General features: G+C 35.9%; 29 protein-coding genes. 18 read left to right on the top strand and 11 right to left on the bottom strand.

The window, feature by feature from the left end:
• Positions 1-205: 205 nt before the first annotated feature.
• From QF044_RS20010 to QF044_RS19925, 18 genes are all read left to right on the top strand, one after another.
• On the top strand, positions 206-1,312 hold the full coding sequence (locus QF044_RS20010; RefSeq protein WP_307271177.1) for a hypothetical protein: 1,107 nt from the start codon (positions 206-208) through the stop codon (positions 1,310-1,312).
• Positions 1,312-2,346, top strand: coding sequence for an acyltransferase (locus QF044_RS20005; RefSeq protein WP_307271175.1), 1,035 nt, complete (start codon positions 1,312-1,314; stop codon positions 2,344-2,346). Before QF044_RS20010 ends, QF044_RS20005 begins: the two co-directional genes overlap by 1 nt.
• Complete coding sequence (locus QF044_RS20000; protein WP_307271173.1) at positions 2,343-3,278, top strand: glycosyltransferase family A protein; 936 nt, start codon at positions 2,343-2,345, stop codon at positions 3,276-3,278. Before QF044_RS20005 ends, QF044_RS20000 begins: the two co-directional genes overlap by 4 nt.
• Entirely contained in the window at positions 3,254-4,117 is an 864-nt protein-coding gene (locus tag QF044_RS19995; RefSeq protein ID WP_307271170.1) for a glycosyltransferase family 2 protein, read from the top strand. The genes QF044_RS20000 and QF044_RS19995 overlap by 25 nt, the downstream gene beginning before the upstream one ends.
• Before the next feature lie 14 nt (positions 4,118-4,131).
• Positions 4,132-5,058, top strand: a complete 927-nt coding sequence (locus tag QF044_RS19990) for a glycosyltransferase (RefSeq protein WP_307271167.1) — start codon at positions 4,132-4,134, stop codon at positions 5,056-5,058.
• 76 nt (positions 5,059-5,134) lie between these two features.
• On the top strand, positions 5,135-5,803 hold the full coding sequence (locus tag QF044_RS19985) for a hypothetical protein (protein WP_307271165.1): 669 nt from the start codon (positions 5,135-5,137) through the stop codon (positions 5,801-5,803).
• A 6-nt stretch (positions 5,804-5,809) separates the two neighbouring features.
• A complete protein-coding gene (locus QF044_RS19980; protein WP_307271163.1) occupies positions 5,810-6,760 on the top strand; it encodes a glycosyltransferase family 2 protein in 951 nt (316 codons plus the stop codon).
• 64 nt (positions 6,761-6,824) lie between these two features.
• The gene (locus QF044_RS19975) at positions 6,825-7,559 is read left to right on the top strand and encodes a hypothetical protein (RefSeq protein WP_307271161.1); all 735 of its coding nucleotides are present in this window, start codon (positions 6,825-6,827) and stop codon (positions 7,557-7,559) included.
• A gap of 10 nt (positions 7,560-7,569) precedes the next feature.
• On the top strand, positions 7,570-8,532 hold the full coding sequence (locus QF044_RS19970) for a hypothetical protein (RefSeq protein ID WP_307271159.1): 963 nt from the start codon (positions 7,570-7,572) through the stop codon (positions 8,530-8,532).
• Between the two features lie 20 nt (positions 8,533-8,552).
• Positions 8,553-9,680 carry an acyltransferase gene (locus tag QF044_RS19965; protein WP_307271156.1) on the top strand — a complete coding sequence of 376 codons (1,128 nt, stop codon included), beginning with the start codon at positions 8,553-8,555 and terminating at the stop codon, positions 9,678-9,680.
• Between the two features lies 1 nt (position 9,681).
• Positions 9,682-10,335 carry a glycosyltransferase family 2 protein gene (locus QF044_RS19960; RefSeq protein WP_307271152.1) on the top strand — a complete coding sequence of 218 codons (654 nt, stop codon included), beginning with the start codon at positions 9,682-9,684 and terminating at the stop codon, positions 10,333-10,335.
• A gap of 67 nt (positions 10,336-10,402) precedes the next feature.
• Positions 10,403-10,606 carry a hypothetical protein gene (locus QF044_RS19955; protein WP_307271149.1) on the top strand — a complete coding sequence of 68 codons (204 nt, stop codon included), beginning with the start codon at positions 10,403-10,405 and terminating at the stop codon, positions 10,604-10,606.
• Between the two features lie 47 nt (positions 10,607-10,653).
• On the top strand, positions 10,654-12,450 hold the full coding sequence (gene asnB / locus QF044_RS19950) for an asparagine synthase (glutamine-hydrolyzing) (protein ID WP_307271147.1): 1,797 nt from the start codon (positions 10,654-10,656) through the stop codon (positions 12,448-12,450).
• Positions 12,451-12,459: 9 nt separating this feature from the next.
• Positions 12,460-13,398 carry a glycosyltransferase family 2 protein gene (locus QF044_RS19945; protein ID WP_307271141.1) on the top strand — a complete coding sequence of 313 codons (939 nt, stop codon included), beginning with the start codon at positions 12,460-12,462 and terminating at the stop codon, positions 13,396-13,398.
• 2 nt (positions 13,399-13,400) lie between these two features.
• Positions 13,401-13,814: a glycosyltransferase family 2 protein gene (locus QF044_RS19940; RefSeq protein ID WP_307271138.1), complete on the top strand. Its 414-nt coding sequence runs from the start codon at positions 13,401-13,403 to the stop codon at positions 13,812-13,814.
• A gap of 142 nt (positions 13,815-13,956) precedes the next feature.
• Complete coding sequence (locus QF044_RS19935; RefSeq protein WP_307271135.1) at positions 13,957-14,337, top strand: hypothetical protein; 381 nt, start codon at positions 13,957-13,959, stop codon at positions 14,335-14,337.
• Positions 14,338-14,532: 195 nt separating this feature from the next.
• On the top strand, positions 14,533-15,477 hold the full coding sequence (locus QF044_RS19930) for a glycosyltransferase family 2 protein (protein ID WP_307271132.1): 945 nt from the start codon (positions 14,533-14,535) through the stop codon (positions 15,475-15,477).
• A 78-nt stretch (positions 15,478-15,555) separates the two neighbouring features.
• Positions 15,556-16,497: a glycosyltransferase family 2 protein gene (locus QF044_RS19925; protein WP_307271130.1), complete on the top strand. Its 942-nt coding sequence runs from the start codon at positions 15,556-15,558 to the stop codon at positions 16,495-16,497.
• Here QF044_RS19925 and QF044_RS19920 read toward each other — a convergent pair.
• The 11 genes from QF044_RS19920 to QF044_RS19870 all read right to left on the bottom strand — a co-directional run bounded on the left by QF044_RS19920 (position 16,489) and on the right by QF044_RS19870 (position 26,403).
• Entirely contained in the window at positions 16,489-17,412 is a 924-nt protein-coding gene (locus QF044_RS19920) for a hypothetical protein (protein WP_307271127.1), read from the bottom strand. The genes QF044_RS19925 and QF044_RS19920 overlap by 9 nt on opposite strands.
• A gap of 1 nt (position 17,413) precedes the next feature.
• The gene (locus tag QF044_RS19915) at positions 17,414-18,829 is read right to left on the bottom strand and encodes an MBOAT family protein (RefSeq protein WP_307271125.1); all 1,416 of its coding nucleotides are present in this window, start codon (positions 18,827-18,829) and stop codon (positions 17,414-17,416) included.
• A 21-nt stretch (positions 18,830-18,850) separates the two neighbouring features.
• Positions 18,851-19,564, bottom strand: a complete 714-nt coding sequence (locus tag QF044_RS19910) for an SDR family oxidoreductase (RefSeq protein ID WP_307271122.1) — start codon at positions 19,562-19,564, stop codon at positions 18,851-18,853.
• Complete coding sequence (locus QF044_RS19905) at positions 19,564-19,959, bottom strand: MaoC/PaaZ C-terminal domain-containing protein (RefSeq protein ID WP_307271120.1); 396 nt, start codon at positions 19,957-19,959, stop codon at positions 19,564-19,566. Before QF044_RS19905 ends, QF044_RS19910 begins: the two co-directional genes overlap by 1 nt.
• Entirely contained in the window at positions 19,959-20,195 is a 237-nt protein-coding gene (locus QF044_RS19900) for an acyl carrier protein (protein WP_307271118.1), read from the bottom strand. Before QF044_RS19900 ends, QF044_RS19905 begins: the two co-directional genes overlap by 1 nt.
• A gap of 11 nt (positions 20,196-20,206) precedes the next feature.
• Positions 20,207-21,931 (bottom strand): HAD family hydrolase, encoded by a 1,725-nt coding sequence (locus QF044_RS19895; RefSeq protein ID WP_307271116.1) that lies wholly within the window; start codon positions 21,929-21,931, stop codon positions 20,207-20,209.
• 15 nt (positions 21,932-21,946) lie between these two features.
• Positions 21,947-22,078, bottom strand: a complete 132-nt coding sequence (locus QF044_RS19890; RefSeq protein WP_307271114.1) for a hypothetical protein — start codon at positions 22,076-22,078, stop codon at positions 21,947-21,949.
• A 30-nt stretch (positions 22,079-22,108) separates the two neighbouring features.
• Positions 22,109-23,137 carry an acyltransferase gene (locus QF044_RS19885; protein WP_307271111.1) on the bottom strand — a complete coding sequence of 343 codons (1,029 nt, stop codon included), beginning with the start codon at positions 23,135-23,137 and terminating at the stop codon, positions 22,109-22,111.
• 64 nt (positions 23,138-23,201) lie between these two features.
• A complete protein-coding gene (locus tag QF044_RS19880) occupies positions 23,202-24,167 on the bottom strand; it encodes a hypothetical protein (RefSeq protein ID WP_307271109.1) in 966 nt (321 codons plus the stop codon).
• Entirely contained in the window at positions 24,168-25,601 is a 1,434-nt protein-coding gene (locus QF044_RS19875; RefSeq protein WP_307271106.1) for an MBOAT family protein, read from the bottom strand.
• Positions 25,602-25,632: 31 nt separating this feature from the next.
• Positions 25,633-26,403, bottom strand: a complete 771-nt coding sequence (locus QF044_RS19870) for a class I SAM-dependent methyltransferase (RefSeq protein ID WP_307271103.1) — start codon at positions 26,401-26,403, stop codon at positions 25,633-25,635.
• Between the last annotated feature and the right edge of the window lie 40 nt (positions 26,404-26,443).

The following is a 26,443-nucleotide window of genomic DNA, read 5'->3' as shown; positions in this document are numbered from 1 at the left end:
AATAGCTTACCATCAGCAAAAACAAAAAAAAACAAAAAAAATACTTCATATCTGCTCAGAAGTTTATACCTCGGGCGGACATTCCAAATTACTTTATAATTGGATTAAAAATGACTCTTCAAAAAAGCATACAATTCTAAGTACCCGGCTTTCTCTGGAAGAAATAACAGATATCAGTAATTTCTATCTCACAGATAGTATTAGCGTGGGACATATCAGTGTAAAATCACCATCTAAGATAGAGTCGATCAATCTTTTAAACCAGCAGCCTCTAAACGACTATGACGTGATCGTGCTTCATATTCATCCGGATGAAACGATTACAAGCATCGTTTTATCTCAAAAAGACATCACAACACCTATCTGTTTTATCAATCATGCAGACCATGTATTTTGGTTGGGAACGTCTATTGCAGATATTGTTCTCCAAATTAGAGAATCCAGCATATCGATTGATGAGGAAAGGCGTGATATTTTAAAGGAAAGACAGTTTTTTTTACCAATTCCAATAGAAACAGCTCAAAATACAGAAGATGAAAACAGCAACAGCGAAACTAATTTCATTAAAATATTAAGTACAGGAACAGCTTACAAATACAATCCCAACGAGCACTACAATTTTTTGAAAGAGGCTTATAAAATTGTAGAAGAAAATTCCAATGTCCTATTTAATATTGTAGGAATCAATGCCGATTCTGACTATGCTAAAGAATATCAGCATGAAAGGATTTTTTTACACGGAATTGTATCTTCACAGAGATTGGCTGAAATTGAAGAAACAACTGACATTTATATCGAAGGTTTCCCCATGCCCTCTTTTACAGCTCTTCTTCAGGTTGCTTTACGTAAGATACCTTTTGCTCTTCACTACAATCCACTGCCTTTGTTTAAACTCTTCAGTGACAATAACGAATATAATATAGTTTATCCCAAAAATCTGGATGAATGGCATTCCAACATTAGAAAACTAATTCGGAATTCGGAATACAGAACAGAAACCTCACAAAAACAAAACAAATATATCCTTAACAATTACAGTATAGAAGTATGGAAATCACGTGTTCAGGAACTTTATCAATTAATAGATAAAAAAAAGCATGCTTACTGGAGGCCTAATCAGGACAGATATTATAACGGGGATAATGAAAAACTTCTTGTAACTGCTGATAAAAGAAAGTTTCCACATTACAGTTTCACAGAAAAAATGTCATTAAACGGAAAATATTTTGTTTATAAAATGACAAATCCTAAAAATTCTAACATTAGTTATTTTCATAAGAAACAATTAATAAAATATTTTCTTAAAAAATAATGAATATAGCTACACAAATTAACAGAAGTAATAATTTTGACTTTCTTCGCCTGCTATTTGCTAGTTTAGTAATAGTTTCACATTCTTATCCCTTAACAGGAAAAGCAGAGATAATAGGAACTCTAACGAATGGACAATTAAGTCTTGGGTCACTATCTGTAGATTGTTTTTTTATCATGAGTGGCTACCTCATTATGATGAGTCTACAGCGCAGCAAAAGTCCTCAGGAATATATGTGGAAACGTTTGTTAAGACTGTACCCTGCTTATATTGTGCTATTAATATTTACAATATTATTCTTGCCTGTTGTGTATATAGGCATTAACATATTTTCTGAAAAAACATTCTGGAGCTACTTTCCAAACTCTCTGTCATTGTATAAAATACAATATGAAGTAAAGGGGGTTTTTGAGAACAATCCTTATCCACGGGCAATTAATGGCAGTCTATGGTCTTTGTCTTATGAGTTTACAATGTATATTGTTTTACTATTATTGTTTCCACTTCGTCAATATAAACATCTCAATATTATAATTATTAGTATTTTTCTTTCAGCTTTTTACTTTACTATTACTGAAAGTCATTTTTTAGAAAGTACAATGAAAAGGATATTCCTATACCCTATTGAATTTTACAGGCTTTGTACTTACTTCATGGCAGGAAGCTTATTAGTATTTATCAATTTTAAGAAAATCAATTCATTTTGGATAAGATGTCTGCTTTTTTTGGCATTAACAACATCTTTATATTTTGAATGTTATAAATATACAAGCCCTATTCTTTTACCTCTACTAATTTTACTCATCGGCGTTAATAAGAATCGGTATATAAGCAGCATAGGCTCAAAGATAGGAGACATTTCTTATGGAGTTTATATTTATGCATTCATTATACAGCAAACATTGATGCATTATTTTGGGTTAGGAACTTTAAGACTTATGTTGATAAGCACCATTATTACTTATATTTTTGCATATGGCTCATGGCACCTGGTCGAAAAAAGAATGTTAACATATAAAAATTTGATAAAATGACACCTCAAAACTATCAAATCAAGCTCGCCATAGTTATTCCTTACTATAAAATAGATTTTTTTGAGGAAACAATAAAATCTGTTGCCTCACAAACCAACAAAAATTTTGTTTTATACATTGGTGATGATGCCAGCCCAAATGATCCTGTCAATATAATTGAAAAATACCTTCAACCTGAAAGTTACTTTTATTATAAATATAAAGACAACTTAGGCGGTAAAAATCTAGCTCTGCAATGGGAGAGAGTGTTAGAAAATGTAAAAGAAGAATGGTTCCAAGTATTGGGTGATGATGATGTAATCTCAGCAAACTTTGTGGAAGAATTCTATAATAATCTTAAAACCGCAGAATCTAAGAATATATCTGTAATGAAGTTTTCTCATCAGTGGATCGATGAAGAAAATAGTGTTATCCAAAATTTCGTTTATAATTTTTCAGAACTGAAACCTTCAGAATTTTTTATTAAAAAATATAATCACGAAATACAAAGCAGTCTTTCCGAAAATATTTTTAAACTTGATATATATAAAAGAGTTAAGTTTGAAAAAATAACATTAGCCTGGGGAAGTGATGATTTGGCAATACTTCTATTTGCCGCCGGAAATGTTATTTTATATATCAAAAATAGTATTGTAAAGGTCCGAATTTCCGGATCAAGCATATCCGGATCAATGCATTTGTCTGGCCAAAAACAAAAAGCTTATTTTGAATTAAGGGAAATACTGATAGTAAAATATTCTTCATTGTTTGATTACCAGTTTATATCAGAAGTCGTGGAAGAATATTTAGACTTTAGTAATTACAAAAAATATAATGCTCATTATACAGTAATTTTCTTTTACCTTAAGCATCTTAAAATTAAAGCTTTTTTAAAAGCACTAAAAAAAATTTATTATATCAAAAAGAAATGTCTCCAAAAATATCCATCATAGTACCTTGCTATAATCAAGCATCTTATCTTGATGAATGTCTGCAGTCCATTATGGATCAGACTTTCACAGATTGGGAATGCATAATTGTCAATGACGGCTCCACAGACCATACGGAAGAAACGGTAGAAAGATGGACAGAAAAAGACAGTCGCTTTCAGTATATCAGCAAAGAAAATGGAGGAATATCCTCCGCAAGAAATGCTGGACTTGAAAGGGCTTCGGGAAAGTATATCCAGTTTTTAGATTCTGATGACCTGTTGAATAAGAAAAAAATTGAAAAAAGTCTTTCCGGAAGTAAAGAATATCCGTTGATTATAAGCCAATTTACCATTTATACCAACAACATTCATCATCCTGGTTATAACCATATTGAAAAGGACTATGCAACATTTGAAGGTATTGTATTCGGATGGAATCTTAAATTCACGATTCCTATACACTGTGCTTTGATTTCCCGTCAACTTCTTGAAGGGTTTACGTTTGAGAAGGGTCTAAACATCAATGAAGACTGGCTGATGTGGATGCATATCACCAGAAACAACCCAGAAGTTCTCATTTTGGATGAGCCCTTGGCGCACTACCGCAAAGAAGAAGACAAAAAAAGTTTGTCATCTGACCCTTACAAAGTTTTTCGCGAAAGAGTTAAAGTACTTCCAATTATAAAAAGAATATATGGTGATACTCTTCACGACAGGCTTGCCTATCATATGATTGAATTCCATACAAACCAGCTTGTGCAACTGAAACATGAATTCAATAAAGCAACAGGCGGTAAAGTCGTTTCCAGCTATCTCGCTCTTAAAAAATATTATTACAGCCTTTTTCAGAAAAAGAACTGAGAAATCATTACCCTATGACCTCATCCGTAGCACTTTGTACCTATAACGGTGAAACTTATATAGCCGAACAGCTGGACAGTATTCTGAGCCAGACTTTGCCGGTATCTGAGATCGTTATTTGTGATGACGGCTCCACGGATGGCACTATAAAAATTCTTTCCGATTATGCTATACGTTATCCGGAGATGATTAAAGTATATCAGAACCCTGAAAATCTGGGATATGTTGGTAATTTTGAAAAAGCGATGAGCCTTTGTTCGGGTGATATTGTACTGTTATGTGATCAGGACGACTGCTGGTATGAAAATAAAACGCAGACCATTACTGACATTTTTAAGAACCATCAAAATATCAATGTAATATGTCACAATATCCGGCTTTTTGGAGAGTCTTTAAAAAGCTCTGAAGATATGGTTTACTGGCAAATGGAATCTTTTAATCCCGATAACTTTACAAAACCAGGAGATATTATCAACCGCCTTTTATACCAGGGAAATGTATTTCCTGGAATGAGCATGGCTGTCCGGAATGCATTTCTAAAAAAGAATCTCCCTTTAAAAAGAGTGAATAAGGTAATCATCCATGATTATGAACTTCTCCTTCTTGCTGCAGACCAAAATGCATTATGGATTGAGAAAACCATATTGGGAGGCTACCGGATCCACCCTAAACAGAATATAGGATACAAAGCCTTTTCTGAATTTAACCCTTCAGAAACAAAAACGCTAACCCGGGATGAACTTTTCAAAGTATTTCAAAGATATCCTTTTGTAAAGAAGGCTGTCTCCGGGCTGAATTTGAATAAAAACCTCGAGGCAGGTTATAAAAAATATTGCCATCAACAATACCAGGACTATCTTAAAAAGCTCCCTCTTTTGGATCGTCTTGTCAATCAAATTAAAATGAAATACTATTTTCATATATTTGATTACCTGAAATAAATAAAAACTGCTGATTTTTAAACATCCTCGAGATGCAGCAGCTTTATAAGACACAATAAATGAAAACACTAAGCACATGATTATTGGAAACGGTATTATAGCCAACGCTGTAAAATCTTATGACACAGACAATATGGTCTTCTTTGCTTCAGGAGTCTCCAATTCACTGGAAACGAGAACTTCAGAATTTGAAAGAGAATTTTCTCTTCTGAAAATCACTATTGAAGAAAACAAGGAAAAAAAACTCATCTATTTTTCTACCTTAAGCATTCACGATCAGTCTAAACAGGACAGCCCTTACGTCCTGCATAAAAAAGCAATTGAAGAGCATATCAATACCTCTTCCGAGCATTTTCTTATTCTGAGAATAGGCAATATCGTAGGTAAAGGCGGAAATCCGAATACCCTTTTCAATTTCCTGACTTCCCAGATCAATAATGACAATGAATTTACACTCCATTTAAAGGCCAGAAGGCTGCTTTTGGACATTGAAGATATCTCTAAATTTCTCGGCTCCCACTGCCTAGATCTTGAAAATAAAACCATCAACCTCGCTTTTCCGTATTACTACGATCTGAAACAGATCATCAGTGCCATAGAGAAAAAGACTGGTAAAAAAGCGCGCTTTTGTGAAACGGATGAAGGCGATTTTTACAAAGTGGATTTTGATAAAGATATAGAAACCTATTTCTCCGGAATACAGCCGGAAGATTATCTGGAAACTTTAACTCAAAAGTATATTTAGGATTAAATGGTTAATATTCATATAATTATAGTCACATATAACGCCATGAAATGGGCAGAAAGATGTTTTACCAGCTTAAGACAGTCTTCTGTTGCTGTAAAATGCATTGTTATCGATAACGGATCTGTAGACGGAACTCAGGAATATATTAAAAATCACTTCCCTGAAATTGATCTTATCCAGTCTCCCGAAAATTTAGGTTTTGGAAAAGCAAATAATTTAGGAATAGAAAAAGCCTATAAAGAAGGTGCAGATTTTTTCTATCTGATGAATCAGGATGCGTGGATCTTTCCGGACAGTTTTCAGCAAATGCTGGATGTGTACAACAGCGTTCCGGATAAAAGCAAAATCGGGATCTTAAGCCCAATGCATTTGGATGGCAGTGAGAAAAAATTTGATATTCATTTTGAGAATTATCTGGCTAAAGATGTAAGAAACAACAGAATGTTTTCCGATGTTTATTTTGGTGAGGCAAAGTCATTTTATGAAATAAGCTTTGTGAATGCTGCCCATTGGTTCATCCCAAAAAATGTCATTGAAAAAATAGGTGGATTCAATCCTTACTTTTTTTACGGTGCCGAAGATTATGAATATGTCAACAGGCTTACCTATTTCGGATTAAAAATTATGGTATGCACAAAAAGCAAAGTTGTGCATGATGCCGTACAGTCTTTCCACAAAAAGCAGCCGCAGGATAAAGCAGAATTGCTGGCAAACACCAGACTTTCTATGAGGATGCAGCGGGAAACGAAATATCTCGATCCCAACTATGATTATAATGTCAAAAGAGAAAGAACTGCCATTCTCTCTTATATTTTAAAATTAAGCGCAAAAGGAAATATCAATGAATCTAAATTTTATCTGGACCAATACAGATATTTCTCAAAAAAATTCAAAGAGATTGAAGCGGCAAGAAAAACATCAATGACAGGCAGGCATCCTTTCCTCAATCTTTAATCTATTTCTATGGAAAAATTACCGGTAAGCATCTGTATTCTCTCTTGGAAAACCCGGAGAAACCTTGAAAAACACTCTGAAATCCTACAAAAAATACGGTCTTCTTGAAATGACCGATGATATAGTCATTCTTTTTCAGGAAATAAGTGAGCAGGATAAAAAAACAGCTGAAAAGTATGGCGTCAGATATATTGGATTAACTGAAAATATAGGCATTGGAAAAGGCATGAAATTACTAGCTGAACATGCAGCTTATGAAAACATTCTTTTTCTGGAGCACGACTGGCAGCTTATTGAAGATCAGCAAACAACCCTTTCACAGCTAAAAAAAGGCCTGACATTTCTTGATCAGGGATTTGATGTAGTACGATACCGAAGCAGGAGAAATCCGGGATATCCTTTGATCTCGATCAGACATAAAGGTAATGAGCTGGATTACTATGACGACTGGCACGAATGTACTTCGCCCCATCTTCTGGAATCCCTCCACTGGCTTGATCCTGCAAAAGAATTCCCGGATAAAATACAGACGCAGGACGAATTCTTCATAACGACTTCCCGCTGGGCCAACTGGACAAATAATCCTTACCTCGTCCGACAAAATTTTTTGCTGAATACCATCCTTCCTTTTTCAGGGGAAACGGCATCGCTTGAAAGAAATATTGCCGCCTGGTGGGTAAAGCAGGATTTCAAAATTGCACAGGGCGAAGGACTTTTCAAACACAATGATCTTACCAAGTATCCGAAGAAAAATATCATTCAGAAAATACTCGGCAGATTGAAAAATAAATTTAAATAAATTGTACGGAATGAAAATTCTTTTCCACGAGAACGAACTCAATTACAGAGGGACTTCCATCGCATTATATGATTATGCAGATTTCAATGAAAGATATCTGGGAAATGAGTCATTGATTGTATATAATAAAAATCTGCCTACCAATCATGAATTAGGCATCGAAAAATTTTCCAAACGCTTTAAAGTATTTGGCTATTCTGATTTTAAAGAGGTAGATCAACTCATCAACCAAAATAATATAGATCTTTTTTACGCCATCAAAAACGGAGATATTGATAACATAGAGACGAAAGAATGCAAAACTGTGATCCACAGCGTTTTTAAACATTTTGAGCCCCATGGAGATGTCTACGCTTATGTTTCCCAATGGCTGAGCCAGGAAATGACAGGCTCAAAATATCCTTTTGTTCCTCACATGGTAAATTTTGAGAACGGTACAGATCAGGATCTCAGAAAAGAATTGAATATTCCTGTCAATGCAAAAGTATTCGGATATTATGGAGGTCATGCAAGCTTTAATATTATTTTTGCGCAACAGACCATTGAAAAGATAGCATCAAAATACAAAGACATCTATTTTATTTTTATGGGAGTAGACTCATTTGTAAAGAAAAAATGGTGGAAATCAGCTCTTCCCAATATTATTTTCCTACCGCCGAGTTCTGATATCATCATGAAACAAAAATTCATTAATACCTGCAGTGCACTTCTTCACGCCCGTGAAAGAGGGGAAACTTTTGGGATTACTGTGGCTGAATTTGCTATTAAAGGAAAGCCGGTGATTGCTTTTGCTAATCCTCCTGAAAAAGCACATATCAGCCATCTTGAGGATAAAGCTTATTATTACCGCGATCATAAGGAACTCAGGGATATTATTCTGGATGCAGACCTTAGTATCTCTGCAGAAGAATTATTCCAAAAATTTCTGCCGCATCCTGTGATGGATACTTTTAAGAAGATATTTATAGATTAATCATTATTTTTTTATAAAAAATGCAAATAAAAAAAATTTTAAAACTTGACTTTGATCATCACAGAATATTTGGGCTAGACCTTCTACGTGCATTGGCAATTTTAATAGTTCTTTTAGTACATAGCTCAACATTGGTTCCATCATATATTAGTAACTTTTATCACTACATTAATATTGATGGTGTTTGTATATTTTTTGTATTAAGTGGTTTTTTAATTGGAAATGTATTAATTAAAACTGCCGAAAAATTTGGTTTCAATTATAAAGAATTAGTTAACTTTTGGGTTAGAAGATGGGCTCGAACTTTACCTAATTTTTATCTATTCTTAGTGCTGCTTACAATTTTGAATTATTTTTTCACTAAAGGATTTCCATTAAAAGTTGTCCCACAATATCTTATTTTCTCTCAGAATCTCGTCAAAGGATCACCAGGTTTTTTTGGTGAAGCATGGAGTTTAAGCGTAGAAGAATGGTTCTATATAATCATTCCTATCTGTTTATTCCTAATCATCAAATTATTAAAAACAAGTGTCAAAACATCCATTTTAATAATCTCTGTAACAATTATTTTATTTTCTATTTTATTACGAATTATATTAAACTCAAATCCCATATTATTGGAAATGGGAGATTATGATAGAATTGTTATTATGAGAATGGACAGCATAATGTACGGTGTATTTGGCGCATATATAAGTTTCTATTTTCAAAATATCTGGAAAAAATATAAAAAAATCGCCTTTGTATTAGGATTACTCATCACTATAATTATTAAACTTATTTCATTGAAATTTGTTTATACCGAACGTTGGTTTTTTACTAATTATTTTTATCCTATATTATGTATTGGAATATTATTACTCCTTCCTTTATTAAGTGAATATAAAATTAAAAAACACACTCATTTCACTAAAATCATTACAACCATCAGTTTAATTTCCTATTCATTATATTTAAGTCATAATTCATTAATTAGGAAAATGTTTCTAGAGAACATATTTCAAAATTTCTTTGAAAGTAATGAATTAGTTATCGTTTTATTAAAGAATATTATTTACTGGGGTGGATCTATATTTTTATCAATTTTGATTTATAAATATTATGAATCACCACTCATGAAACTGAGAGATAAAATTAAATTTAAATAGAATGGCCGAGATCCACATCATAATCGTTACCTACAACGCCATGAAATGGGCAGAACGTTGCTTTACAAGTTTAAGAAAATCTTCTGTTCCTGTAAAATGCTTTGTGATAGACAATGGTTCTGTGGACGGCACCCAGGACTATATAAAAAATAATTTCCCCGAAGTAGATTTCACCCAGTCGCAGACCAATCTGGGTTTTGGAAAAGCAAATAACATCGGAATTGAAAAAGCTTACAAAAACGGTGCTGATTTCTTTTACCTCATGAATCAGGATGCATGGCTCTACGAAGACAGTATGGCAAAAATGCTTGAAGCTTACGACAGCCATCCCAATCAGCAGGAAATAGGAATTATAAGTCCAATCCATATCGATGGTACAGAGCAATACCTTGACATCTTTTTAGACCAGTATATTGCTAAAAATTATGAAAAGACCAGGATGATCTCAGACCTTTATTTTCAGACTTTGAAACCCTGGTATGAAATTAATTTTGTGAATGCAGCCCATTGGCTTTTACCAAGAAAAACAATAGAAACGGTAGGCGGTTTCAATCCCTATTTTTTCCATTACGGCGAAGATGATGAGTATGTAAACCGGGTTCATTTTCACCAGATGAAAGTGATTTTGGTTTCCCGGAAGCCGGGTCGTTCATGATGGAGTACAGCTTCTCCATAAAATAGATTACACAAAGTATGAAGATGTTCGTATCGAGATCAATGCCATGAATCCTAACCTGCCCGATTCTTTGCAGCTTGAAAAAAAAGCATTGAAACAGAGCATGCTAAAAAACCTCATCACCGGCAATATCACCAATTATAAAAAGCTGTCCGAAAAGTACAGGAAAATCTCTTCTGACAGCAAGAAATTAACCAGTTTCAGAAATCAGGTAATGCAGAAAGGCACTACTTTTCTTAATCTGTCGTAAATTAGCACAGGCATAAACGAAAAATTAATGATGAAAAATACAATATTATGTGCGGAATAGCAGGAATCATAAGCAATAATGCAAGAGACTATCAGGACCATATCCAAAGAATGACGGATTCTATGATACACCGCGGCCCGGATTCATCGCATCATGAATTTTATGACCATGCAGCTCTCGGTCACCGCAGGCTTTCGATCATCGATCTTTCTGAAAATGGAAAGCAGCCCATGTTCTCCAATACCAAAAACGAATGTATCGTCCTTAATGGTGAAATTTATGGATATCTGGACATTAAGAAAAATTATGGAGAATATCCTTTCCACGGAGGTTCAGATACAGAGGTTATTCTTGCTATGTATCAGAGAAAGCAGGAAAACCTTATCCATGACCTTCCGGGGATGTTTGCTTTTGCGATCTGGGATGATCAGAAGCAGCAACTTTTCTGTGCAAGAGACCGGTTTGGAGAAAAACCCTTTTATTATGCTGTAGGAAGTAACAACGAATTTATCTTCGCATCAGAGATCAAAGCTATTCTTGCGTCTGGATTAATTCAGCCCAAAGTAAGCTCTGCAGCCCTTTCACACTATCTTCAGTACGGATATGTAAGCTCGCAACAGAGCATTTACAGTAATATCTTCACTCTGCCGCCTGCACACCAGCTGATCTGGAAAGACGGAAAAATTACAGTTTCAAGATACTATAGCCTTCCCGCAAAAGACAGAAAATTAAGCCTGTCCGATGCTAAAGAAGAATTTATTTATCTGCTGAAAAATGCAGTCAAAAAACAGCTTATTGCCGATGTGGAAGTCGGAAGTTTCCTGAGCGGAGGTTTAGATTCTTCATCCGTAGTGGCTTTGGTAGACGAATTTCTTCCTCATCAGACCACCATCAGTTTTGGGTATGACCATAAAGATAATGAGCTGAAATATGCCAAAGAAATTGCTGATAAATACAACACCAATCATATAGAAGTTCACGAAAAAAAACAGGATCTTGTGACCTCTTTACTGAAGATCTCCCCGTTTTTTGATGAACCTTTTGCCGATGCTTCCTTCATTCCTCATTACGAGATCTGCAGAGCTGCCAAACAAAACCTCACGGTGGTGCTTTCCGGAGATGTAGGAGACGAGCTTTTCGGTGGATATCATTTTTATACCGTTGAAAATAAATTGAAAAACCATTTCAGCTATAAAAATAGGGTGGCTCAGTTTGGACTTCAATTGTACCAAAAATTAAGACCAACCTCTTTCCTCACCCAGAATAATCTGGAATATTCATCCATAATGGACTTCCATCTTAATTCTGTGAGAAATGCATTTAATAAAAAAGAACGTGATCAGCTGGGAATAAATGCTGATTACCTGCAGGATTACAGCTTTACGCCTGACCCTGATTCCCTGAACGATATTATGAGAGTGGATCTGGAAAATTATGTTCCGGCCAATATGATGGTAAAATCAGACCGGATGGCTATGGCCAATTCATTGGAGGTACGTACACCGTTCCTTGATCTGGATTTTGCAGAATTCTGTATTCAGTTGCCGGATCAGCTTAAACTGGATGAGAAGAATGACAAGATCATCCTTCGTGAAGCTATGGGATCATATTGGACAGAAACGATCAGAAAACGTCATAAACAGGGCTTTGGCTTAGGTGTAAAGAGCTGGTTTAAAGAAGAGAATCTTATGACTCTTTCCAATGATCTTTTAAAAAACCCTCACCACAAAGTTTTTGATTTTATTGATTTCAAGGCCTCTCAAAATTTTCTGAATAAAGATGAGAAACACTGGAACTTGCTACAACTTGCACTTTGGGCAGATAATAACGTCTCTGTATTATAAAAATTTACGATGATTGAAATTTCCGTTATTATTCCCGTCTACAATGCTGCCGAGTTTCTGGAAAAGGCCGTTAATTCTGCTACATATTTTGATGAAGTTAAAGAGGTTATCCTGGCTGAAGACCAATCTACCGATCATTCTTTGGAAATCTGCAAAAAACTGGCATTTGAAAATTCCAAAGTAAGAGTATTCCAACATCCCAATGGAGAGAACCGGGGCGCAGGAGCTTCAAGAAACCTGGGAATAGACCATGCTACTTGTGATTTTATTGCATTTCTTGATGCAGACGACTATTACCTTCCCAACCGCTTTGATGCTGAGAAAAAGCTGTTTAGCGATTCAAATGTTGAAGGAATTTTCGGAGCGATAGGTACGGAATACTTGACAGAAAAAGGAAAACAGGAATTTGAGTCTAAATTTAAAGAAATCTCCCTGAGTACAGTCAATTATCCCGCAGAGGGAGAAGAAGTCTTCCGGGGACTTTTAAGTTTAACACCTAAAACTTTCGGTACTTCATTTCACTTAAATTCTCTTACCATAAGAAGAAATTCTCTGAAACAATATAATATCCGTTTCAATGAAACTCTGCGTGTTCACCAGGATTCGGAACTGATTCTCAGACTTGCTTATCACTGTCATTTAAAAACGGGAATTATAGATAAAGCCATTGCAATAAGAGGAATTCATGATGATAACAGGATTACAAAAATTATAAAATATACCCCGCAGTATAACCAGAGACAGTTTCTTTTGTGGAGGTCTATGAATGACTGGGCTGTTCTGAACCGGATTTCTCCGGAATATAAAAAAAGGATTTATCTGATTTATAAATCATTTGATCTTTCACTAAAAACAGGATTGCCCAAATACGGAAATATCCTTTTAGAAGTAATAAAGAACCCGGAAATCTTAAAGACGAAATACCGTTTTACCTATTATAACAGATAAGCATGAAGATATCAGTGATCATTCCCGTATACAATGCAGAAAAATATGTTACAAAGGCTGTAAATTCTGTGCTTCAGTTTGATGAAGTGGATGAAGTAATCCTGATTGAAGACGGATCACCTGACCACGCGCTTACGGTATGTCTGGAACTTGCCCAAAAGCATGAACGGGTTCAGCTTTTTCAACATTCTGATAAAAAAAATCATGGTGCCGGAGCCAGCAGAAACCTTGGAATAGAAAAAGCTTCCGGAGATTTCATTGCATTCCTGGATGCTGACGATTATTTTCTATCTAATAGATTTGATGCAGAAAAAGAGCATTTTAAGAATTCCGATATAGAAGGTGTTTTTAATGCGATCGGCACTGAATTTCTGACAGAAAAAGGCCGGGAGGATTTTTTATCTAATATTAATTGACAATCATCTCCTTACCGTTAATTATCCGGCAGAAGGACATGAAGTATTCAGGGGCCTTTTAGGAAAAACACCAACTGCATTCGGCAGTTTTTTCACTTTGGATGCGCTTACCATAAGAAATTCGGCTCTTGAGAAATACAACTTGAAGTTTAACGAAGAACTCCGTGTACATCAGGATTCTGATTTTATCATTAAACTGGCTTTTCACTGTCATTTAAAATCCGGAATTATAGATCAACCTGTAGCTATGAGAGGGATTCATGATGATAACAGAATTACAAAAATCGTTAAGTATTCTCCGCAGTATAATCAAAGACAGTTTCTTTTTTGGAATTCCCTGTATCAATGGTCACAAGAAAACCGACTGGATCGGGATATTTCAGAACATATTTATCTTAAGAAAAAGGCTTTTGAGCTATCTCAAAAAAAAGGTTTTTCTAAAATGATAACTCTTTTTACAGCTATTCTTAAAAACCCCAAAATTTTAAAAACACAATACCGGTTCACTTATACCCATTCGTGAAACTTATAAACTATAGACTCTGAGGAAAGGTTTGTTTATAAAAAACTAAAGCAGACAGATATTTTATATTTCCTCTTTAATAAAATTTATTGTTGTAATTGGCATATTTTATATTATTTTGTAATGAGAAAACAACATTTAGAGCCACAAAAAAAAGATTTCGTATAGAACATATATATTATTTTAATTGTTAAAATGAAGATATCAGTAATTATTCCTGTTTATAATGCAGAAAAATTTGTTTCTCATGCTGTAGAATCTGCTCTTCAGTTTGACGAGGTTTATGAGGTTATTCTGGTTGAGGATAAATCTCCGGATGATGCTCTTCTGATATGCAGAAATCTTTCCGAAAAATATGAAAAGGTAAAATTGTATCAACATCCGGACAAGGAGAATCATGGTGCCGGAGCGAGCAGGAATCTGGGAATAGAAAAAGCAACGGGGGATTTTTTGGCATTTTTAGATGCTGATGATTATTATCTCCCCAACCGTTTTGACAGTGAAAAAGAACTTTTCCAAAATCCTGCAGTAGAAGGCGTCTACGGAGCTCTGGGTGTACAGTACTATTCTGAAAAAGCTAAAGAACAGTATTATCGGGTATTTGGGGACAGACTGACTACTGTTTACAAAGTACATCCTCCCACAGATGTTTTTTTCGGACAGATCCATATGCTGGGTGCTTTTGGGCTTTTTAGTATTGATACGCTTACTATCCGAAGAGATACGCTATTCAAAAAAATGAATATGCTGTTCAAACCCCATTTAAAACTTCATGAGGATACAGAATTTTTGTTTCGCCTTTCTTATTACCTTGACCTCTACCCTGGAAGTTTAGATAAAGCCGTAGCCATAAGAGGGGTACATGAGCACAACAGGATTACCAAAGTAGATACCCGCATCGTAGATCCGGCGATCTCCAGAACAATCCTATGGACCGAGGTTTATAGATGGGCAAACCAGGAAACGACTGTTCCGGAAGATGCCATGCTCCACATCAAAAGGATGCTCCGCAGCTTTGAAATTGCTAAAGCTCCCAAATTAAAAAAATGGGGAATGGTAATAAAATATCTGTTCACAGACTACAAAAGCATGAGGTCTGGTTTGTATAATATTAACTTCAAGCATACCCTAATTTTATAACACAAAAAATAATCTGTAGCGCAATGATTATAAACTGATTACTTTGCTATATTTGTTCCTAAAACCGTTAATAGATAAATGAAAATCTCAGTAATAATTCCCGTTTACAATGCTGAAAAATTTGTTTCTCAGGCTGTAGAATCTGCCCTTCAGTTTGATGAAGTGCACGAAATCATTCTGGTGGAAGACCAATCTCCTGACAACGCTTTGCAGGTATGTTTACAACTTGCTGAAAAATATGACAGGGTAAAACTATATCAGCATCCTGATAAAGGAAATCATGGGGCAGGTCCAAGCAGAAACCTGGGAATAGAAAAATCTACCGGAGATTTTATTGCTTTTCTGGATGCAGATGATTATTATCTTCCCAACAGATTTGATGCAGAAAAAGAGCTTTTCCAAAAACCTGAGATCGAAGGGGTTTATGGAGCTTTGGGTGTTCATTATTATTCTGAAAAAGCAAAAGAGCAGTACTATTCTTTATTTGAAGACAAATTAACTACCGTTTATAAAAGACACAGTCCCAGGGAAGTTTTTCTTGGACAGATTTATATGCTGGGAAGCTTTGGCCTTTTCAGTATTGATGCGCTTACCATACGGAAGGAGCCTTTAATGAGAAAAATGGAAAATATGTTCCTGACCAATTTAAGACTTCATCAGGACAGTGAATTTCTTTACCGGCTCTCCTACTATCTTGACCTGTATCCGGGAATTTTAGACAAAGCGGTGGCAGTAAGAGGAGTGCATGAGAACAACAGGATCACTCAGATAGATTCTAAAAAAATAAAACCATCAACTACCAGAATTCTTTTTTGGAAGGAGGTAGATAGCTGGGCTGCTCAGGAGCCTACTATGCCGGATGATGTAAAGCAGCATATCAACAGAATGTACCGCAGTTTTCAGATTGCCAATGCGCCTTTTATGGAAAAATGGGGCATGATCTTGAAATATCTGGTTACAGATTTCATAAGTATACGTTCCGGTCTTTATAATATTAATTTCAGAGACAGCTTATTTTAATTTTCTCTGGTCTGCCTTCACTGAATCCGCTATTTGTGCCGTAAAAACTTTTCCGGACTCTTTGTACATATGGTTTCCGTCTATATAGGTAAAATCATTGGCGTGGCCTGAAAAATCATAGAATTTTATGTTCTTTTCCTTTGAAAGGTTTTGCATCATTCTGCTGAATTCCGGGAATTTTTTGTTCTCCAAAGCTATGATATTTTCTGAAACAGGAATCCGTACGAGGTATATCTTCCCTTTAGGTTTCAGATAATCTATCATTTCGTTGAGTGCCTTCAGACGTTCTTTAGAAAGAGAAAAATTTCCCAGCAGTAACTTATAATACTCTGTTTTTATAGCAGTTCTGGCAGCTACTGAATCTTTACTCATATTTATATTCACTTCCATCCAACCGTCTTTATGAAGATAGGTATTGGATCTCCCCACCGCTTCCCTGTCAAGATATATCCTAAACCAGCTTTTATCAAAATTTTTGAGCAGGTATTCATAATTGGGCGACATATTATAAAAATACATATTCTTAAACGGAGAATTTTCTTCCGGAAAGTCTTCTGTCCTCTTTACAATATTGTTCAGTGCCAGATTCCAGGGACTTACGGCCAGGATGAAAGTTCCATTTTGGGTCTCCGGATCCAGTTTTCTTTTCAATGCTTTTAAATAGATTTGCCCGTAAGGAGACTGTACAATATTTAGCGAAAAATTATCAAAAGGAACAGACAGTTTTTCTTTCAAAACTTCCGGAACGACTCCCTGCACACTTCTGGAATCTCCTAAAATGATATTTTGAGGTTTTTCTACAGCAAAGTGCCTGTAATTATCGTCTGTATTGCCATCTGCATAGGTTCCAAGGAATAGCATAACGGCAAGGATTCCAATAATATAAAACGATATTTTAAATAAAAATTTTTTCATATTAAAACTGTTCGTAGATAAAGCTTCCGTTAGAAAACACACCGTAATACATAATCATGAAGATCAGAAAAACATAAAAACCTCTTCTCATCCATGGATTAAACCTTTTAATATCAAGCCCGTGTTCCTGATCTTTATTCATCCAATCGATTAAAATTAAAATTCCAATCAATCCCAATATTTTAATCTTGATAAACTGAGGAATGGAAAACAGGGAGAAGCTGAAAATTCTTCCATACATGCCCAAAGCAGCCTTCAGGTCAGGTGCGGCAAAAAGTACCAGAGCAAAACAGACCATCATCATTGTCAACAGTATATTTCCCAGCTCTTTCAAGGTAGGGAAACTCCCTGAGAATTTTTTCTTCTTGTTCAGTTTATCCCTTACGATCAGAGGAATATAATAAATCCCATGAAGCAATCCGAATATGATGAATGTAAATCTAGGACCGTGCCACGCCCCTATTAAAATAAAATTCAGAATAATAGCGGCGATAAGCCCTCTTTTCCCATGATCCCTGAACTGAATAACCAAAGGAGTAAAAACATACTCAGTAAGCCATGAAGTAAGCGATATGTGCCACTTTCGCCAGTATTCTGCAATATTCTGTGCAAAAAGCGGAAAGGCAAAGTTTTTGGTAATTTTAAATCCCAGAAGTCTTGCAAATCCTATTGCCATATCAGAATATCCCGAAAAGTCTGCATACAGTTCAAAAAGGAAAAGAATGGCACCCAATGCCACCGTACTTCCGGAAAGGGTCTCGTAATTCTGAAAAATATTTTGTGTGATGGGTGTAATGCTGTTGGCAATCACCAGCTTTTTGAAGGCTCCGTAAAGGATCTGTCTTGCTGCATCAGCAGCCATTTCTTCCGTAAAAACTCTTTCTTTTTTCAATTGTGGAAGCAGCAAACTTCCTTTATCAATCGGTCCGGAGGTCATACTCGGGAAGAAAGCAATATAATTGAAGAAGGCCAGAACATCTGTTTCCGGCTTCAGCTTATTGTTTTTCAGATCCAGGAAATAACTGATGATTCTGAAGGTATAAAAACTGATTCCCAAAGGTAAAATAATATTAAGGGTCAGTGTATTTTTAATATGAAACAGATTCGCAAATGAGTCAATAAAAAATCCGAAATATTTAAAATAAAAAAGGGTTCCAATCGCCAGGATCAACCCTAAATTGATGTATATTTTTTTAGTTTTCCCTTCGCTTCCGCCAATTTTAAGACCCAGGTAATAAGCGATAGCAGAACTTCCGGCCAGAAGTGCCAGAAATCTCCAGTCCCAAAAGCCATAAAAGACATAGCTGGAAATCAGGAGCAGGATATTTTGTAGTTTCAGGTTCTTTCGGCATATAAACCAGTAAAGCCCGAAAACAAAAGTAAAAAAAAGGGTAAAAGCGATAGAAGTAAACTGCATTGATCTGTGTTTAAAGTCTCATTAATAGTGGGAAGCATCCACAAAAAGGTGGTTTCCGTTAAAATGTTTTCCACCGTTGATGCACAGCTCAATGATATTGGCGACATCACTACCTTCCAGCTTATCTTTCAGGGGATATCCGGAAATGATCATATCTTTCATCCTGTCATCCATATTCTTGTGAAAATCTGTCGGGATAAAAGATGGAGAAACAGAATTGCATGTAATCCCGAACTTCACATTCTCCACTGCCCAGCTTTTGCTCATCTGAAGCAGATAAGCTTTATTGGAATTATAAACGGAAGTTCCCATCGCAGGGGAAATCATTGATGAAGAAAGGATATTGATAATTCTTCCCAGTTTTTTCTTCCTGAAAATAGGAATGCATTTTTGGGTCACCTCAAGAGCCGGCATTACATTATGCTTAAACTCTTCAAGGATCTTTTCCGCCTCTGTTTTATGGAAATAGGTGTTGATGAATGTACCGCTGTAATAATTATTGATCAGAATATCCGGATCAAAAGCTTCTATTTCAGACAAAAAACCAGCCATTTGGCCTTCCAGAGTAAAGTCAATCTTAAATGCCTTTGCACCGGGAAACTTGTCTTCTATTTCCTTTGCAGGCTGTTCAGAATGACAATAAGTAAATAATACTTCGTAACCCTTTTCCAAAAGAAAAAGATTGATCTCTTTACCAATTCCGGATGAACCTCCGGTCAACACCACTTTTTTCACTAGAATTCTTTGATTTGGATTTTACCTGATGCTACCGTTTTAAGATCTGCATTGATGAATTTAAAAGCGAATGTATTCACCCGCACGGCTTCCGACTGATCGGTCACCACCGCTTCAAAATTTAAAACATCATCCAGATACACCGGATTTTTAAAATTAATTGTCTGTGAAAGGATCATCACATCCTCTGTAGGAAGCAGTTCACCGATAAAATACGAAAGAAAACCATTCAGAATATTACCGTGCATCACTTTAGACCGAAAGCCTTTATTCTTTGCAAATTCCTCATCGGTATGCAGAGAATTCCGATCTTCAAAAACAGAGATGAAACCGCTGTAAACCTGTTCATCTACTTTAAACTGATGCCTAAAAGCCTGGTTTTCCTGAAGTATCATTATTTCGCAAGTATACAGTCTATCATTTCTCCAACATTATTCCAGCTCTGGATCTCTGACGAAGTGAAACGTACGCCAAAAGCTTTTTCTACCGCTACAATCAGCTGAATATGGGAAAGAGAGTCCCACTCTTCTACATCTTCTGCTGTAGTTTCAAAACTTAATACAATGTCATCATTATCCAGTTCATCATGGAAAATACCTGTCAGTTTCGCTAAAATTTCATCTTTGTTCATGTAGGTGTAATTTATTTATTGTTGATATATACTTGTTTAGATTCGTAATGGTCTACGTCCAGGATCCATTTTTCATCCTGTTCTGTAAATCCCAGTCTTTCATAATGGTCTTTTACCATCTGGTTTTTGGCGGTGGAAAGATATTCTCCAACCACATATTTGTAACCGTTTTTTCTGGCGGTTGCCACGATCGTGTTCAGTGTAAAATCTTCCATTCCTCTTTTCAGGACACGGCAGCTCATCAGCCAGGTGTTGATGAAAAGAGTTTCCGGATTTTCTTTTTCCAGAACGATCACACAGATCAGTCCGTTATCGCCATATTTATCTTCCAATGTGAAAGAAAAGGTATAATGTTTTTCAGAATTCATCAGGCTTTCAATATCCTGTTCTGAATACCGTACTGTTCTCAGATTAAACTGATTGGAACGCTGCGTCAGTTGGGAAACCCGGGGTTTTGAAAAACTGTCGAACGGCTTTACATCAGAAATCATTGCCATACTTTTCAGGAAGTCTTCCACGTTGGTAAAACTGTCCAGATCAACGGCTCGCTGCGCTTCCACCTGGTATTGTTTCGTTCTTTCTGCGTCATTTTCTGAAAAACTGGCGGACTCAAACAGATTTAAGCCATATAAATATTCCAGATATTCTGCAGGATCTTCAGGAAGTTCAGGAACGCATACCTCAGGAAGATTTTCACGAACAATATTTCTTTCAAAAGGATTATCATCCAGAAATACCATGGAATCAAATCCGATATTCAGAATGCTCTGGATCTTCCTGATATTATCTGCTTTATTATCCCAATTGGCCACGAAAACAGCAATATCGTCCAGCTTAAGGACCATATCCGGATGTTTTTCAAAAGGCTCTTTGGCTTTATCTTCGTCATTTTTACTGCATATTGCAAGGATTATCCCTCTTTTTTGCAATGCTTTTACCCAGTATTGAAACTCTGTAAATGCTTTCCCTATTCCAAGACTTCCTATCTGGATTTTTTCAAGACCGTCATCACCAATAATCCCACCCCAGGTTGTATTATCAAGATCCAAAATCAGGCATTTTTTAAACTTGCCTTCCAGAGAAGAGATAATTCCGGTGATGTGATGAGCTACGATCGGCAGGGCATCCAGTGAAAGCACCATTTCCGTATTGACATAAATGCTTGGGGAGAACATAAAATCTCTTCCCCATTTATTCTGGATCGAAAGAAGATCTGCAATGAAGAAATTATCATTTTTAATAGCAATTTCCGCTGACAGCAGATAATTAAGTTTATTCAGCTGAAAGACAAAGGAAGACTCTACCTTATTGGAAAAATTCCCGAAAACCTGATTATTAATCACTGGAAAATTACAGTAGATCACCCTGCTTTTAGTTCTGCTCTGAATGTTCCGGTAAAGGTCTTCAATGTAGAATATCTTGTTTTCAGCAAAAGAAACCTGCGTATTGTAAGATTTATAATATTGGCTTAAAAGCTTGTGTGACGATTCAAAAATGATGGTATAATCTGCCTTGAACTCATAATATTCTGAGGAAGGATCTAAAATCTGTCGTGAAATCTGTCCAAAATCTGCCTCGAAAATCTCAAATTCAAAACCTTCGTTACGGGCAGTTCCCTTCAAAGCAATATTGAGAAACTGTGTAGCGGTATCACCCAGTAGGGCAACCCTGATCTTTTTAAGTTGAGGAATGTCTTTGCGGAGTTCTTTTTTCAGTTCTGAAAACGTTTTGTACATGAATTCTTTATTTTATTAAAATATGAATGTACCGGCTCCCAATTCTGTAAGTCCCTCTCTGTTGTTTTTAAAAGTCTCCGGCTCTACGGAATCGTGACTGTAAATGTATGATTGATACGTATTGGGAACGTTTTTCTTTTTTTTCATTGTGTTTGCTTTGATACAAAAATAAAGATTTTATCTGATATTTACTTTTTTAAGATAGTCCCGCAGCGGTTTTTCAATAAATTGGTAAAACAATATAGACGTCAGGACAAGAACAATCAGATAGATCCAGAATACAGTATTGATATCCAGCCGGTTATTTTGTCTCTTTAAAATCTCTCTCAGAATATACAAAACGGGAATATGAGTAATATAAACGGCATAACTTGCCTCACCCAGATATTCCAGCGGTTTGAGCGAAAAAAGCTTGGTCACCAGTCCATTATTCCGGGAAATCAAGATAATAAGAGGAATAAAAAGCACTGCCATCAGTCCGTTATGATAGAAAAGCGGAACAAAGATCAGCGCAAGCATAATGGCCGAAAAGATCAGGATCACAGGAATATCATAATTTTTCTGCTTAAAATTCTTTACAAAAAACAGTCCGGCAAGATTTCCAACCAGGAATTCACTTACATGCATCAGTGGAAAATAATACAGGAATTCATGGCTTTCCGTATGCGGACCTTTATAAGACGGGGAAACAAAATAAAGATGGGAAAATACCTGCGTAACGATCCATAAAACAATTCCGGCCACCCAAATGCTTTTATTTTTTTTGGAATAAAAATAGTTGTAAAGCACCGGAAAAATCAGATAGAATAGAAATTCTACGGAAATAGACCATCCCGGAAAATTCAGAATCATAGCCTTGCCGGGAATCCAGCTCTGCAGCCCAAAGAGATACAGAAACACATTCCCGATATTGAAATTGGAATAGCGGGTTACCAGATAAAGAAGCAGTCCCAGTACGTACAGCGGATAGATCCTTGCAAAACGGTTCTTGTAATACTCGAAATATTGAATCTTTTCCTTTTTATGGTAAGCCACGATCATAATAAAACCCGAAAGGATAAAGAAATAGCTCACTCCTACATTGGCTTTTAAAAAGACATCTGCTATATAATCTGTTTTATAAACAAACATATCTTTATTAAAATGAGAAATAACTATGGCTAAAGCCGCAAGGAAACGGGTAAAGGTGATCTGACTTATCTTCATTCATGAAAGCTGATCCAACAGCCTGAGATGGTTTAATTAAATGCTTAAAAATAATAATTTATCTTTATTTTTTTTCTAATATATTATTCAGGAGGGGAACGAGCTTGAGGGAAAGGATTTTCGAACCTTTTTCATTCAAATGCCCGTAATCCCAACGGTTTTCGTAAAGATAAAATTCCGGATACTCATCAGGATTGACAAGACTGATTACAGGAACATTCAATGCGCTTTGATAGACCTGAAGTTTTTTTGCATCAGGCTCTGCCGGTCCGGGAATAAACATGATGAGCTGTATATTTTTCTTTTCGCATTTTTCTGCAAGCTGATTAATTTTTTCCGCCAATACGTTATTCACAGTATGCTGTGCATGATCTGCATGGTAACGATTCTGCCTGTCTTTAATGACCTCATCTAGTTTATTTTTTTCCGTTCTGGGAACTACACTGTATTCCAGAGCTGAAAAACCCTGATCTTCAACCACAAAACGGTTATAATTATGCTGGATGTCTTTTTCGTCACAATGCTTATTAAAATGAAAAACATTTAAAACAAATGAAACCCAGGAGAGCACAATCTGCTTATAATTACCGTTCTCTTTCTGAAATCGGCTGGTAAAAACGGTATTTTCAAAATTAAAAGCTCCAAAACTTCTTTCTGATTTCACATTCAGCTTGGTAATATTGATTTTATCCTGAAGTTCAAGAACGATATATTTGGGCTTGAAAGAAGAATTTCCAAGCACATATTCCAAAGTTTGGAAATTTTCTAAGTTGAAGCTTGCATTTGCACCTAAATTGTATGATTTTAAACCGTTGATATTTTCATCAATTAATTTACAGTCAATCTGATTATTGATTTTTGAGCTGCCAATGAAGTAAAGATTATATTCCGGATGCTTTTTTAAATAGTCCAGTTTTGCGTTTAAAAGAGGATAAGAATAATTGCTGTTCGGGCTTAAAGCAAGCTTTATCAAACCAATGATAAACATGATGGCTATAAACAAAGATAATATGGAAAGAAATCTTTTCATTTAAAACTGGAAATATATAAATTCATTACTTCCGAAATTAGCAAAATTCAGGATCAGATAGGCGACTAAAATGTAAATAACAGCCTGAAATGCTGGTTTTCTTTCCTGAATTTTCAGTCCGTAATCATGCGTTCTGTTCATCCATTCCATTCCAAGCATGAAAATAATCAGTCCAAACAGAACAGGTCTGAATGCAGTAGGAAATGAAATTAAAGTCGCGCTGAAAATTCCTTTAATGTATCCCATCGCATCAGAAACGCTTGCGGCACGAAAGAAAATCCATGCAAAACAAGTCAGGACAAAAGTCATCAGAATGCTGAAAACCTCTCTGAATGAAGGAATGATCTTCCCCATTGCCACAACTTCGAGGTTATGGCGGTTTTTCTCTGCGATGAGTAACGGAAGAAAAAATACAGCATTTAATCCACCCCAGATAATGAAGGTCCAGTTCGCTCCATGCCAGAAACCACTTACCAGAAAAATGATAAAGGTGTTCCTGATCTTCATCCACAATCCGCCCTTACTACCACCTAAAGGTATATAGAGATAATCTCTGAACCACGAGGAAAGTGAAATATGCCACCTTCTCCAGAATTCTGCAATATCCCTTGAAAAATATGGGTAAGAGAAGTTTTTCAGAAGCTCAATTCCAAATAATCTGGATGTTCCCAGCGCAATATCAGAATAACCCGAGAAATCTCCATAGATCTGGAAAGCAAAAAGGATGGCTCCTAAAACAAGGTTACTGGCACTTTCTGTATGGTAATTATTGAATATTTCATTGACTATAGGGGCACAGTTATCTGCGATCACCATTTTTTTAAAAAATCCCCAAAGAATCTGTGCCATCCCGTCCTTGGCCTTCTCGTAATTAAATGATCTGTTCCGCTGGATCTGGGGAAGAAGGTGAGTTGCCCTTTCGATAGGACCAGCCACCAATAACGGGAAGTAGCTTACAAAAACAGCATAATCCACATAGTTTCTCTCGGCGGGAATTCTTTTTTTATAAACATCGATTACGTAAGAAAGGCCATGGAAAGTATAGAATGAAATACCAACAGGCAAGATCACTTTTAACAACCATATGTTGACTCCAAACCCAAATGTTTTCAATAATTCAGCAAAGTTCTCAATGAAAAAATTATAGTATTTAAAGAAGCCTAAAAAGCCGAGATTGATAGCAATGCTTAAAACGAGCCAGAAGGTAGCCCGCTTTTTGGTTTTACTGTTTTCAATCTGAATTCCGGAAAAATAGTCCAGCCCGATTGAAAACATAAGAAGAAACAGAAAACGCCAGTCCCAGCAGCCGTAGAAATAAAAACTGGCCGCCAGCAAAAGCATATTCTGAAACTTATAATTTTTATTAAATACGCACCAGTATAAAATAAAAATGATAGACAGAAAAATGAGAAAGGCAATAGAATTAAAGAGCATAGGGGTTTCTTTAATGTAATAAATTAAAAAATTACTTTATAAAAACGCCAATATACTTTCCTTCATATTCTACAACGGTTGTTTCTATATTATTTTTTTCGCAGAAATCCTGGTAAGCAGAATTGTCACCAATGTCATCACTGATGAAAACGCCTCCTTTTTTCAGGTGTTTGTAAAGCTCATCGTATGCCCACATTCTTCCGTTATAGCTTTTATCCGAGTCATAATGAAGGACATCAAAAACAGGATTTTCAGCAAATATCTTCGGAAGTGATTCTTTATCTGCAAAACGAAACAGTTTCCAGCCTTTTTTAAGGTTTTCAGGTACTACATAACCTACATACTGATCTCCGTCCTGTGCCAGATAAGGCATATCTGAGCTGTAGAGCGTACCGTTTCTTTTGTTCAGGGAAAGAAGTGAGGCCAGGGAAGACCATCCATAAGCCACGCCTGTTTCTACTACATGCTGTGCATTGGTAAATTCACAGGCATAATAAATCAGCTCCAAAGCTCCGGGACCTCCCATTTTTACGGGACAAGCTTTTTCCCGCTGTTCTGCAGCTCTTAGAACATCAGCATAATCAGTACGGAAAGCATCTATTTCAAGTCCGAAAAGTTTGGATACAGCCTCCTTTTGGGAAATTGCTTTTCCTGCAGCCCAGGAATTCGTTTTCTCCTTTCCTTTGAATGCATTGCCTCTGTTTACGGTGTTCTTAATGATTTTCCGGCCTAATTCCGGATAAAGATCGGGTCTTTTCAGATATCCTATAAATGTTTTGAGAACTCTTGTTATTTCACTCACTGTGTTGTCTTTAATACGGCAAAAATAAATATTTTATTTA

The sequence above is a fragment of the Chryseobacterium sp. W4I1 genome (assembly GCF_030816115.1).
Classification (GTDB): domain Bacteria; phylum Bacteroidota; class Bacteroidia; order Flavobacteriales; family Weeksellaceae; genus Chryseobacterium.
The sequence above is the reverse complement of the archived record's forward strand: the minus strand, read 5'-3'. Positions and strand labels throughout refer to the sequence as shown.